This is a genomic window from Pseudomonas sp. RT4P38, from assembly GCF_054897765.1.
In genome coordinates, this window is the sequence record NZ_CM142703.1 from 5,333,735 (window position 1) to 5,346,767 (window position 13,033).

General features: G+C 59.7%; 8 protein-coding genes. 1 reads left to right on the forward strand and 7 read right to left on the reverse strand.

The features are described from left to right. Positions 1-15: 15 nt before the first annotated feature. The 4 genes from astD to ACYZT7_RS24775 all read right to left on the reverse strand — a co-directional run bounded on the left by astD (position 16) and on the right by ACYZT7_RS24775 (position 5,004). Positions 16-1,485 carry a succinylglutamate-semialdehyde dehydrogenase gene (gene astD / locus ACYZT7_RS24760; RefSeq protein ID WP_462041856.1) on the reverse strand — a complete coding sequence of 490 codons (1,470 nt, stop codon included), beginning with the start codon at positions 1,483-1,485 and terminating at the stop codon, positions 16-18. After that, positions 1,482-2,507 (reverse strand): arginine N-succinyltransferase, encoded by a 1,026-nt coding sequence (gene astA, locus ACYZT7_RS24765; RefSeq protein ID WP_462038586.1) that lies wholly within the window; start codon positions 2,505-2,507, stop codon positions 1,482-1,484. The genes astD and astA overlap by 4 nt, the downstream gene beginning before the upstream one ends. Before the next feature lie 53 nt (positions 2,508-2,560). Then, a complete protein-coding gene (gene aruF, locus ACYZT7_RS24770) occupies positions 2,561-3,580 on the reverse strand; it encodes an arginine/ornithine succinyltransferase subunit alpha (protein WP_461977786.1) in 1,020 nt (339 codons plus the stop codon). Between the two features lie 203 nt (positions 3,581-3,783). After that, the gene (locus tag ACYZT7_RS24775) at positions 3,784-5,004 is read right to left on the reverse strand and encodes an aspartate aminotransferase family protein (protein WP_462038587.1); all 1,221 of its coding nucleotides are present in this window, start codon (positions 5,002-5,004) and stop codon (positions 3,784-3,786) included. 285 nt (positions 5,005-5,289) lie between these two features. Between ACYZT7_RS24775 and ACYZT7_RS24780 the strand changes: the two genes are divergently transcribed. Continuing rightward, positions 5,290-10,005, forward strand: a complete 4,716-nt coding sequence (locus tag ACYZT7_RS24780; RefSeq protein ID WP_462038588.1) for a dermonecrotic toxin domain-containing protein — start codon at positions 5,290-5,292, stop codon at positions 10,003-10,005. A gap of 17 nt (positions 10,006-10,022) precedes the next feature. Here the strand turns inward: ACYZT7_RS24780 and argR are convergent, their stop codons facing one another. From argR to ACYZT7_RS24795, 3 genes are all read right to left on the reverse strand, one after another. After that, positions 10,023-11,003, reverse strand: coding sequence for a transcriptional regulator ArgR (gene argR, locus ACYZT7_RS24785; RefSeq protein WP_462038589.1), 981 nt, complete (start codon positions 11,001-11,003; stop codon positions 10,023-10,025). Positions 11,004-11,116: 113 nt separating this feature from the next. Beyond that, entirely contained in the window at positions 11,117-11,881 is a 765-nt protein-coding gene (locus ACYZT7_RS24790; RefSeq protein WP_008154324.1) for an ABC transporter ATP-binding protein, read from the reverse strand. A gap of 27 nt (positions 11,882-11,908) precedes the next feature. Then, positions 11,909-13,033 carry a M14 family metallopeptidase gene (locus ACYZT7_RS24795; protein ID WP_462038590.1) on the reverse strand — a complete coding sequence of 375 codons (1,125 nt, stop codon included), beginning with the start codon at positions 13,031-13,033 and terminating at the stop codon, positions 11,909-11,911.

The following is a 13,033-nucleotide window of genomic DNA, read 5'->3' on the forward strand; positions in this document are numbered from 1 at the left end:
GTCCGCGATTGGGCCTTACGACATGCGCACGCCCGGGGTTAGCGCGGTAGGCAAGGTCAGGCTCGGCGTTTCCAGCGAAGCAACCGGGTACGCGCAGTAATCGGCTGCGTAGTAGGCGCTGGCGCGGTGGTTGCCCGAGGCGCCGACACCGCCGAATGGCGCGCTGCTCGCCGCACCGGTCAGCTGCTTGTTCCAGTTGACGATGCCAGCACGGCTTTCCAGCCAGAACTGCTGATAACGTGCTTCGGAATCCGACAGCAGACCGGCCGCCAAGCCATAGTCGGTGTCGTTGGCTTCAGCGATCGCCGCTTCAAAATCAGCGTAGCGGATCACTTGCAGCAGCGGGCCGAACAGCTCTTCATCAGGACGATCAGCCACGGCCGTCACGTCCAGAATGCCTGGGGTCAGCAAGGCGGCTTGAGCGTGTGGTTGAGTCATTTCCAGCAGCGCCACGGCGCCGTTGCCCAGCAGATGCTCTTGCGCATCCATCAGGGTTTTCGCAGCACCAAGGGAAATCACCGAGCCCATGAACGGTGCCGGTTGCTGATCAAACGCGCCGACTTCAATCGTCGAACTGACCGCCACCAGACGCGCCAGCAGTGTGTCGCCCCAGGCGCCCTGCGGCACCAGCAAGCGGCGGGCACACGTGCAACGCTGACCGGCAGAAATGAACGCCGACTGGATGATGGTGTAAACGGCAGCATCGAGGTCTGCGACCTGATCAACGACCAGCGGGTTGTTACCGCCCATTTCCAGCGCGAGGATCTTGTCCGGACGACCAGCAAACTGTTGATGCAGGTGATTGCCGGTGCGGCTGGAACCGGTGAAGAACAAACCGTCGATACCCGGGTTCGCCGCCAGGGCGATACCGGTCTCGCGAGCGCCTTGCAGCAGGTTCAACACGCCTGCCGGCAGACCGGCTTCGATCCAGCACTTGACCGTCAGCTCAGCGACTTTCGGCGTCAGTTCGCTTGGTTTGAACAGCACACTGTTACCGGCCAGCAGCGCCGGCACGATATGACCGTTCGGCAAGTGACCAGGGAAGTTGTAAGGCCCGAACACCGCAACCACACCGTGTGGTTTGTGGCGCAACACGGCGGTGGCGTCGCCCAATGGGCCGCTCTTCTCGCCGGTACGTTCGCGGTAGCTCTGCACCGAGATCGCTATCTTGTTGACCATGCTGGTGACTTCGGTCGCCGCTTCCCACAGGGGTTTGCCGGTTTCCTCACCAATAGTGCGGGCCAGTTCATCAGCGTGATTTTTCAACGCGGCGGCAAACGCCTCCAGCACTGTAATGCGTTCTTCCAGGGTACGACGAGCCCAGCCCGGGAACGCCTGGCGCGCGGCTTGCACGGCCGATTCAACCTGAGCGGCAGTAGCGCCCTCGCCAGCCCACAGTACTTGCTGACTCACCGGATTCAGCGACTGGAAGGCTTCACCCTGGCCGGCCAGCCATTCACCTGCGATGTATAGCGAATTCATTATTTCGACTCCCTGGCAGCAGACAACGGAACGGCGCGCACTTGATCGCCGGCGTTGAGTTGAAGACGTTTGGCAGTCAGCGGATCGACCACCAGCGTGCCGGCGGCGAAGCGTGCAGGAGCAGCAGTGATCCGGCAGTCATCGCGCTTGCGGTTATGAATGAGGAACGGTGTGGCGTCGTCACCCGGCGTGCCGATGGCCAGCACCAGCGCCTGGCTGTCGCGAATTGCGCGGATCTTGCCGGTTTCGCACTCCACCGCAGGACCGGCGTCGAAGATGTCGACGTAGCCCTGATAGCTGAAGCCTTCGCTCTTGAGCATGGCCAGGGCCGGCTCGGTGTCCGGATGAACCTGGCCGATCACGTTGCGCGCCTCCGGCGACAGGAAGCAGGTGTACAACGGAAATTTCGGCATCAATTCGGCGATGAACGCCTTGTTGCCCACACCGGTCAGGTAATCGGCCTGGCTGAATTCCATCTTGAAGAAGTGACGCCCCAGGCTTTCCCAGAACGGCGAACGCCCCGCTTCGTCGGACATGCCGCGCATCTCGGCGATGATCTTGTTGCCAAACAGCTGCGGGAACTCGGCGATGAACAGCATCCGCGCCTTGGCCAGCATGCGACCGTTGAGGCCAGTGCGGTAGTCGGCGTGCAGGAACAGTGAGCACAGCTCGGAGTTACCGGTCAGGTCGTTGGCCAGGAACAGCGTCGGGATTTCGCGGTAGATGTTCAGTTCCTGGGAAGCGCTGACGGTCAGGCCAACCCGGAAGTTGTACCAAGGCTCACGCAGGCCAACGGCGCCGGCGATGGCGGAAATGCCCACCACGCGACCGTCATCGTCTTCGAGTACGAACAGGTAGTCCGCATCGCCCCGCCCGGCTTCGCCGCGGAAGGTCTTCTCGGCCCAGCCGACCCGATGGGCCAGACGTTCTTCATTGGCCGGCAACGTGGTCAGGCCGGTGCCGGTGCTGCGGGCCAGGTCGATCAGAGCGGGTAAATCGCTGCTGCGTACGGGACGAACGATCATGCTATCTCCTCAAACGGGCCGCTTGCGCCACCCGTGAAACTCGCTGTAAGGCGTTAAACCGCCACCAGGCGCACGCTGGCACCTTCACCGACGCCCAGGGCTTCGGCCGCTTCAAGATCCAGGGTCACGGGTTTGCCCGGCGCGTAATCGAGCTCGAGCAATACCGCGCGGTAATCCTGCAACTGCGCGTTGGCCACCAGGTACTGACGACCGGCGCCTTTGACCGGCTCGCCGATTTTCACCGGGACTACTCGGCTCTGGGCGATCGAACGGATCCCCGAGACACGGGCGTGCAGGGTCGGGCCACCGTCGAAAATGTCGATGTAGTGATCGGTCTCGAAGCCTTCGCGCATCAGGATGTCGAAGGTGATCTGCGCCCGTGGGTGCACCTGGCCCATCGCTTCTTGAGCGGTATCCGGCAGCAGCGGCACATAGATCGGGTAATGCGGCATCAATTCCGCCAGGAACGTACGGCTCTTCAGACCGCACAGACGCTCGGCAGCGGCGTAGTTGAGGTCGAAGAAGTTGCGGCCGATGGCATCCCAAAACGGCGAATCGCCATTTTCGTCGCTGTAGCCGACGATCTCGGTCACCACGGAATCGGCAAAGCGCTCCGGATGGCTGGCCACGAACAGCAAGCGACCGCGGGAATTGAGCTCCGACCAGGCCGAACCCACCAGTTCCGGCAGCACGTAAAAACTGGTCAGCAAGCTGTTGCCGGTCAGGTCGTGGCACTGGGAGAGCACGTGAATCTTGTTATGAATCTTCAGCTCGCGGGAGGCGTGCACAAAGGTTTCATTACGGAAACTGTAGAACGGCTCGGAATAACCGGCCGACGCAACGATGGCCGAACAGCCCACCAGTTTTCCGGTGGCGGTGTCTTCGAGGACGAAGAAATAGCTCTCTTCACCGTTGAAGCTGACTTCGGCGGCGAACGAGGCTTCGCTTGCTGCGATCTTGTCGCTCAGGCGTTCAACGTCATCCGGCAAGGAAGTGACACCAATCGGGCTGTCCGCAGCCAGACGCTGTACCTCGCCCAGATCAGCCATTTGCGCGGGGCGCATCACCAGCATGGTGTCACTCCTTTCTCGTAACTCTTTTGAGGGAAATAAACCGAACCCTTGTAGGAGCGAGGCTTGCCCGCGAAGGCGGCGTGTCAGCCGATGATGATGGTGGCTGACACTCCGCCTTCGCGGGCAAGCCTCGCTCCTACAGAAGAGCGGGCCCGGCATAAAAATTTGTTCGACGCCTGAAATGTCAGGCGTCGAAGGGTCTATCAGGCTTGAGTCAGTTTGGCCGCAGCGCGTTCAAAACGGTCCAGACCGGCATCGATATCAGCGTCTTCAACCACCAGGCTTGGCGCGAAACGAACCACGTCGGGGCCGGCTTGCAGAATCATCAGGCCTTCTTTTTCAGCGGCGTTGAAGATGTCCTTGGCCTTGCCTTTCCAGGCATCGTTCAGCACGCAACCAATCAACAGGCCCATGCCACGGACCTGGGTGAACAGGCCGTACTTCTCACCGATCTGTTCCAGGCGAGCCTTGAACTTGTCGTGCTTGGCGTTGACACCGGCCAGCACTTCAGGGGTATTAACCACGTCGATCACGGCTTCAGCGACAGCGCACGCCAGCGGGTTGCCGCCATACGTGGTGCCGTGGGTGCCGACGACCAGGTGTTTGGCCAGGTCTTCGGTGGTCAGCATCGCAGCGATCGGGAAACCACCGCCCAGGCTCTTGGCGCTGGTCAGGATGTCCGGCGTCACGCCGTACTGCTGGTAGGCGAACAGCTTGCCGCTGCGGCCCATGCCGGTTTGAACTTCGTCGAAGATCAGCAGCGCGTTGTGCGCGGTGCAGAGTTCGCGGGCACCTTGCAGGTACTCGAGCTCAGCCGGGATGACGCCGCTCTCGCCCTGAATTGGTTCCAGGACCACAGCGCAAGTCTTGTCGGAGATGGCGGCTTTCAGCGCGGCCAGATCGTTGTACGGCACGTGGGTGATACCGGTGATCTTCGGACCGAAGCCATCGGAATACTTCGACTGACCACCGACGTTCACGGTGAACAGCGTACGGCCGTGGAAGCTGTTGAGCGCGGCGATGATTTCGTACTTCTCGCTGCCGAAACGATCGAAGCCGACGCGACGGGCCAGCTTGAAGGCGGCCTCGTTGGCTTCGGCGCCGGAGTTGCAGAAGAACACGCGCTCGGCAAATGTAGCGTCGATCAGCTTATGCGCCAGGCGCAAGGCCGGCTCATTGGTGAAGACGTTGGAGACGTGCCACAGCTTGTTCGCCTGCTCGGTCAAGGCACTGACCAGCGCCGGGTGCGCATGGCCCAATACGTTAACGGCAATCCCGCCGGCGAAGTCGATCAGCTCGCGGCCAGACTGGTCCCAGACGCGGGAACCGGCACCACGCACAGGGATGAAAGCGGCAGGCGCGTAGTTGGGAACCATTACCTGGTCGAAATCGGCGCGTTGTACCGCAGCGTGCTCAACGGACATCGGAGTCTCCTGATGAGGAACACTCGCCTGAAACTGGCGAGCTTGGTGAGGATTGTAAGGACAGTTTTCAGCCCGGCCTTGCCGCCAAGCGACAACTTCTTATAGCGCAAACCCCGGTTTCAGCCGGGTTTACGGCAATGCGACATATAGCGTCGCAAAGGCGCAGTTTAAACCGGCGGAACAGGTTATAGGCAGGCTTGTAAACCGGTGCGGTAAATATGTACCGCACGCAGCCCTTCTTCGTCTGTTTTCCTTGGGTTTCATCCAAACGCTAAAGGACTAGCGATGAATCACCACGAATTTGAGCTTGCCGCTCATCCGGACGCGCACTACCACCACGCGTTCAAAAATCTGCCCGACTGGGTATTGAAAGCATCGCCTGTGACGCTCAGCGCGCTCAAGAACGCCTCTCTGGAATTTCCTGACTGGCATGCCACTGCAACCCATCAGCAACATCAATCGCTGAAATTGGCCAGCAGGGAACACTTGACCCTGCGCAATCGCCTTGAGGCGATGCTGAATAAACTGAAAAACGCCCGGGACTTCGCCGAACCGCTTCTGAGCGACGCATTGAGAATCCGCTTCGGCCTGGACCTGGACGTCAAGACCACTTTCCTGCGCCTGTACGTTCCGCAGAACATCCCGTGGTTCCCGATCAAATCCGGCACCGCGCGCACCTGGACGGTATCGCTGCTCGATGCAGCCCTGCACAATTTTCAGCCTTCAGAAACCGAGCCGGACGCTTACGAGTCCGCTTCGACGTTTATCACCGAGCCCTCGCCCACCGGTCACTTCAAAACGTTGCCGGCGATTAAACGCCAACTTTCTATACAGAGCTTTACCCGGTTATGCCGGGAACTGGATATCGGTGGTCAGTACGAGGCGTACCTCAACGATAATCTGGGGGTGACCAATCCCGTGGCCGGCGCGATGGTGAAATCGAAGGTCATCAAGACGCACAAAGCTGCCCTGCAAACAGCCTTGCAACTGGCACACATTCGAGAAGACCTGCCGATCGACGCTTACCGTTCGATTCTCGGCATCGCACAAGGCCGCGCGGGTATGCGGCTGGATGGCCAGCCAATGGAGTGTCATTACCTGACGATGATGTCTTCATTGTTGACTGGCATCGTCATTTTTGCGCCCAAACTTGAGCGCTCACGGCAGGTAAGGCGGATCATTGTCTATATCCCCGACGACCCGCAGCATCCGCTCAAACAGTACCCTGACGCACAGGCATTCTTGACAGAGTTGACCCGCAAGCTGCGCTCCCCCGCTTACCAGGCGTTCTTCAGCCGATTCGTCGATCATCAAGAAAGAGCTTTCTTTTTCGCCGATCTCAACCGGCGTCTCAGCACCGTTACCTGGCATGAGCGCAAGCACGGCGATCCCCTGCCCAGTTGGCGAGACACACCAGTCAACGAGCCCAAATTGCAGTTTTCGGTGAGCCCGATCAAAGCCGGCCTGTGGACTCACCTGTATCAACAGCAAATGAACAAGGTCCTCAATGATGCGCGAATCCTTGCCGTCTCCACCGCCAGCGCTGATCGAAACGCGCGATGGGCGTTATGGGACGCCTTCAGCAAAATCGCCACCGCGATTCTTGAAGTGGCATCGTTCATTGCCCTGCCATTTGTTCCTTTGATGGGTGAGTTGATGCTGGCCTACATGGCCTACCAGGTACTGGACGACACTTTCGAAGGCATTGTCGACTGGGCAGAGCGTCTGAAAACCGAAGCTTTCGAGCAGTTGATGAGCATCGTTGAGACGGTGACTCAGCTTGGAACATTTGCGGTGGGCGGCGCCATGGCTGCCGGTGCGTTCAACCGCCTGTTGTCTCGCGAAGCAGTAGCGCTGATTTCGCCGCTCCAAACCGTCAAAACTGCCGGGGGCCGAACCCGGTACTGGAAGCCGGATCTCGCGCCTTACGAGCAATCAGTCACGTTGCCAACCGAAGCCAAACCCAATCAGCTAGGCCTGTATCAGCATGAGGGCAAAGCGCTGCTGCGCCTCGAAGACAAGCTCTATGGCGTACAACCGGATAGCGAGACTGGCCGGTTTCAAATCCAGCATCCGCACCGGACCGATGCGTATCAGCCACCCTTGCGTCACAACGATCATGGCGCCTGGCAGACCGCGCTGGACCAACCCTTGACGTGGGACCGGGAAACCGTGATGCGCCGCCTCGGCCACAGCGTCGAGTCGTTCAGCACTGCCGAGCGCGAACAAGTCCTGCGCATCAGTGGCTTCCACGACAATGTAGTGCGCGAGATTCACGTCGAGAACCATCGCCCGCCTTCACTGCTGACCGACACGATCAAGCGCTTCAAAATCGATCGTGATATTCAGGCATTGATCGATCATGCCGATAGTGACCATCCCGAACGCTATCAGGCACTGAACCATCGCCTGTCGCTGTTCGAATCTCGCTACCGTGAACTTGAAAAAACCGATGACCGTCAGGTCCAGCTACTGCTTGGCGAAACTCAGGGACTACCGACAGATATTGCACAAGAACTGGTGAGCAACGCATCCGGCACCGAGCTGATGCAGCTGCACAACGGTCGAATCCCTCAACGCCTCAAGGATGTGGCAGTCAAAGCCATGGAGGCGGTGCGTGTGGCCAGAGCCTATGAAGGGTTTTATCTGAACGACATGGACACGACGGACACTCATCGACTGGCGTTGCATAGCCTTGAATCGTTGCCTGGCTGGCCCGCTGGTCTGCGCATCGAAGTCAGGGATTTTTCTTATGACGGCTCACTGCGCGACAGCATTGGCCAGCCCGATGCGCCGATCGTCAGAACATTGGTTCGGGCAGACGACGGCACTTATCAGGTCCATGAAAACAATGAGCAACCCGGCGATTTTTATCACGCCCTCCTGCAGGCGTTGCCGGAGGCGGAGCGCACTGCGCTGGGTCTTGGCGCCGAAGACAGCCAAGTGCTCAAGCAACGCATTGCCGAACACGCGGTGAATAGACCGCAGTTGCGCACGCTGTTCGCAAAAAACCCGCGTCGAAAACCCTTCTATGACCCGACGACCATGCGCCTGCCCGGTGGCACGCAGGGTTACGGTCGCAGCCACCGATCTACACCAACGCTCGATGACAGGGTTCGCGAAGTTTATCCCAGCCTGACTCAGGAACAGCTGCGCTCCGTCGTCTCCCAGCTACAACGTCACCCCGACGGCCCTCGCATGGAGCTTTCACGCCTGGCCAGTGAACTCCACGTACTGCATGGGGATCTTCAGCGCTGGACAAGTGACGCCCCCACCGTCCACCGTGAAACCGGGCTCCCGCTGAGCGATCTGGAGCAACAGGCTGTGCGACACAATCGGCGGTTGCTGGCCCAGGATATCCAGCGCAGCTGGCGACGGCAGTCCGAACGCGACCTCGATGCGCCGGATGGCGCCGAGCGGTATGCGCTGCGATTCGCTGAAGCGATCCCGGGCGATCTGCCGAACCTGACGGCCGAGTTCAGCCACGTGTCGTCGCTCGCCCTCGACGGCAGTCATGCCGCGCACGGGGTGCCCGGCTTTTTGCAGCACTTCACCGATCTTCGCCGACTGGAGTTACGCCGTTTCACCCTGGGTACGCTTCCCGATGCCATCGGGCAAATGGTGAATCTGGAAACATTGATACTCAGCGATTGCGGAATCAATTTCGATGCCGTCGCCTGGTCAAAACTGTCCTCAATGAAAAAAATGGTCATGCTGGATCTCTACCGGAATCCGGTGGAAGGCGTACCCAGTATCGAAACAATGCCCGACCTCGTTCATCTGGATCTGAGCGATACCGGCCTGACGGAAATACCCGCCAGCACCTTGCAACATGCCAGGCTCAACACCCTCATGTTGATGAACAACAACATCAGCGAATTGCCTTCCGGATTGTTCGACAGCCCGGTGTATGAGCAACGCGGCGTGCACCTTTCGCAGAATCCGCTCAGCGACCAGGCAAGGGAACTGATCAAGCAGCAATACTTCGAGACCTCCTACGATCTGGGCGTTTGCGCACCCGATGCAGATATAGCGCGAGCCAGGGCGCTTTTTCCAAGCCTGGAAGTCGAAGAGGCGAGCGACTATGTGTACGAGCTGCCGGGCACATTGGCAGACGGCCGAATAGAGCTGACAAGGCTGGAAGCGGAGCTCGCCCAACTGAGCATCGATCTGGCTGCCTGGACAGCCGACTTACCGCCTCTGCACCCACAGACCGGTGAACCGTTCAGTGAACAGCAACGGCTTATCGAGTACGCCAACCGTGACGAATTCAAACAGTTATTGGAGCGATGCTGGCGTATTGAGACGGACCAGGATGATTTCAACGACGCACTTGAGCCAACCTTCGAACTGATCATCAGCCCGCGGATCAACGGGGAGCTTCCCACCCTCAATGCTGACTTCAAGCATGTGTCGGCGCTGGAACTGGAAAGTTCCGATGGCGTGACGCGCATTGGACAATTCCTGAAATCGTTCCCCAATCTGAAAAGTCTGCGGCTGCGCGAGTGTGACCTGGGCGGCATTCCTGATGCCGTGTTCACGATGGGCCGCTTGCGTTCGCTGACGCTGCACGATTGCCGCATCAGCTTGTCTGCGGAGTCGGCAAACGCGTTGGCAGGAATGGAGCACCTCGACCACCTCGACTTGAGCTCCAACCCGCTGGGGCAGACACCTGATCTGAGCCAGATGCCGGACCTCGCGACCGTCCTGTTGCATGACACCGGAATCAGCGACATGCCCAACGGCCTACTGAAGTTGACCGAGCTGGATTTGGCAGACCTGAGCGGCAACGCAATCACCGACGTCCCGAGCGACATCATGGAATTGCCGGTGGACGTGGCGGAGAACATTAGCCTTCGAGGCAATCCGTTTACCGAGCAAGCCCTGCTACGACTGATCGACTACTACCAGAATACGGGGGTGGATTTCGGCGTGGAAGACGTGATCAATCGCGGCGAAATGCAGGTATCGTCTTCGCAGGGGTCCGAAGTCGACGAGTAAGGCGCGCTTGTGAGGAATCACCCGCGCTCGGACGGCACCGACGACAATTCGAACGGGCTGCTGCTGCGCCGCTGGTTGCGATCTTCCCGCGGCGTGGCGCCGAAGAAGTTGCGGTAGGCGCTGGAGAAGTGCGGCCCCGAGGAGAAGCCACACGACAGGCCGATCTGAATGATCGACTTGCTGGTTTGCATCAACATCTGCCGGGCCTTGTTCAGGCGCAATTCCAGGTAATACTGGCTCGGCACGCGGTTGAGGTATTGCTTGAAAATCCGCTCCAGCTGCCGACGGGACACGCACACATGTTGGGCGATTTCGTCAGTGGTCAGCGGCTCTTCGATGTTGGCTTCCATGAGCAACACCGCTTGGGTGAGCTTCGGATGACTGGAGCCGAGGCGATTCTGCAGCGGAATGCGTTGGCGTTCGCCGCCTTCACGGATGCGCTCGACCACCAGCTCCTCGGACACCGCACCCGCCAGTTCGGCGCCGTGGTCACGGGCCAGTACCGCCAACAACAGATCCAGAACCGACAGGCCGCCGCACGCGGTCAGGCGATCGCGATCCCAGTCGAACAGATGACTGGTGGCGATGACTTTCGGGAAACGTTCGGTGAAATCGTCCTGCCAACGCCAATGCACGGCAGCGCGATAACCGTCGAGCAAACCCAATTGAGCCAACGGGTAAACACCGGCAGACAAACCACCGATCACACAGCCAGCACGCACCAGTTGTTTCAGCGAACTGCTGAGCGCCGGCGCGAGTGAGGTCGGTGGCTCGTCGGCGAGCAGGAACAGTTTCTGGAAGTTTTCGAGCTTGCCGGCCCACGGCTCACCCGGCAATCGCCAGGCACCTTCGGTCGGCGGTTCGGCCTGCAAAAACGACAGTTCGTAGACAACGTCCGGATGCACACGCTGGGCAACACGCAAGGCCTCCTCAGCCAGCGCAAGCGTCAGTGCTTTAGTGCTGGGCCAAATCAGGAAACCAATTCGATGGGCAGTCATGGCGGGCAATCCGAAACGAAAACACTGTTAGAAGCCGAAAGCGGCTGCAACCAAATTAGACCATCTGGCGCGCGGTGCGCAGCATGACCTAATTTGGTGCGTAACGGGAGCGATTACTTGAGGCTACCCGAGAGGAATTGTTGCAAGCGTTCGGACTGTGGATTGACCAACACTTCACGCGGGTTGCCGCTTTCTTCGACGACACCTTTGTGCAGGAACACCAGCTGGTTCGACACTTCACGGGCAAAGCCCATTTCGTGCGTGACCACCACCATGGTCCGGCCTTCCAGCGCCAGGGCCTGCATGACTTTCAGCACGTCGCCAACCAGTTCCGGGTCGAGCGCCGACGTCGGTTCGTCGAACAGCATCACCTCAGGCTCCATCGCCAGTGCACGGGCAATTGCGACACGCTGTTGTTCACCGCCAGACATGTGGCCCGGGTAAGCATCTTTACGATGCGCCACGCCGACCTTGTTCAGGTAGTGTTCGGCCTTCTCGCGGGCTTCGGCCTTGGACATGCCGAGTACGTGGACCGGCGCTTCCATGATGTTTTCCAGCGCGGTCATGTGCGACCACAGGTTGAAATGCTGGAACACCATCGACAGGCGCGAACGCATGCGTTGCAGCTGTTTCGGGTCGGCCGCCTTCAGCGCGCCGTCCTTGTTGGCGACCAGCTTCAACTCTTCGTTGTTGAGCAGAATCTTGCCCGCGTGGGGCTGCTCCAGCAGGTTGATGCAGCGCAGGAAAGTACTTTTGCCGGAGCCACTAGAGCCGATGATGCTGATCACATCGCCAGCCGCCGCTTTCAGGGACACGCCCTTGAGCACTTCGTGACTGCCATAGCGTTTATGCAGGTCTTGGACTTCAAGTTTGTACATGCGGTCGGTTCTCACAAAAACAGTCAGTCAGTCGTTGAGCAAGCGCCCGTGACGCAGCGCTTCGCGCCCCGCCACCTTGGCCAGCCAGAAACCGGGTTGGGCATAACGCAGCCGTTCAATGGCAAACAGCACCCCGGACGTACCAGCACACACCGTGCTGACCCGATCCGATAACGGATCGATCACTTCGAAAATCTCGTCGCCGGCTTCGATCCATTCACCGGGTTTACGCAAATAACTGATCACGCCAGGGTGCGGCGCGAACAGCAATTCGGTGCCTTCGAATGGCAGGCCTTCGCACGCGTCCTGCGCAGGTTTTGGCCATTCGCCGCTGATCAAGCCTTGTTCGGCGAGGAACGCCAGAATGCCTTCGGCGTAAGCCACCGCCTCTGATCGACCGGTATCGGCCTGACCACCTAATTCAATAGTAGTCGCCAGGCAGGCCAGGGGAATCTGCGCGTCCGGGAACAGTCGCGACAGGCGCAGCCACGGCAGCGAGCAGGCTTCGTCGAACGAACTGCCGCCGGAATCTTCCGCCAGCAGACCGACCTTCACATTCAGGTGCGCGGCGAGCGAACGCCACTGCGGCCAATGTTGCGGCAAGGCGTACATGTGCAGCGCCGCTTCGCAATCGCAGTGCAGATCCAGCACGACATCGGCGGTGCAGGCATGGCTGAGCAAAATGCGCTGCATGCCTTGCAACTGACTCGCAGCCGGCGGCAATGCCGCCAATGCGTCGCTCATAGCCTGACGGATCAAGCGAATGTTGGCGTGCGGATCATCGCCCAGATGCCCTTCCAGCGCAGCGGCCACTGGCTCGCTCAGCTCGACGAAATCCCGGTTGAAGTTCTTGCCGCTGCCCGCCTCAAAACGCCCTTGATGATTACCCTGAAGCAGTTGACCGAGGCCCAGTGGATTGGCCACCGGCACCAGTTCGATCACACCGTTGAGCAAGCCTTGAGCTTCGAGTTCGGTCAGGCGCTTTTTCAGCTCCCAGGCCGTGCGCATGCCCGGCAATTCATCGGCGTGCAGGCTGGCCTGGATATAGGCCTTGCGCCCGCCACTGCGCTCCCTATTACCGAAACAGAACACCGAAATCTGGCGTTCGCTGCCCAGGTGGCTCCACGGCAATGAATGATCGATGCGTTCCAT

Bases quoted from the DNA above. Each gene is read 5' to 3' on its own strand.
- astA (WP_462038586.1), bottom strand. From the start codon at position 2,507: ATGATCGTTCGTCCCGTACGCAGCAGCGATTTACCCGCTCTGATCGAC.
- aruF (WP_461977786.1), bottom strand. From the start codon at position 3,580: ATGCTGGTGATGCGCCCCGCGCAAATGGCTGATCTGGGCGAGGTACAG.
- ACYZT7_RS24775 (WP_462038587.1), bottom strand. From the start codon at position 5,004: ATGTCCGTTGAGCACGCTGCGGTACAACGCGCCGATTTCGACCAGGTA.
- ACYZT7_RS24780 (WP_462038588.1), top strand. From the start codon at position 5,290: ATGAATCACCACGAATTTGAGCTTGCCGCTCATCCGGACGCGCACTAC.
- argR (WP_462038589.1), bottom strand. From the start codon at position 11,003: ATGACTGCCCATCGAATTGGTTTCCTGATTTGGCCCAGCACTAAAGCA.
- ACYZT7_RS24790 (WP_008154324.1), bottom strand. From the start codon at position 11,881: ATGTACAAACTTGAAGTCCAAGACCTGCATAAACGCTATGGCAGTCAC.
- ACYZT7_RS24795 (WP_462038590.1), bottom strand. From the start codon at position 13,033: ATGGAACGCATCGATCATTCATTGCCGTGGAGCCACCTGGGCAGCGAA.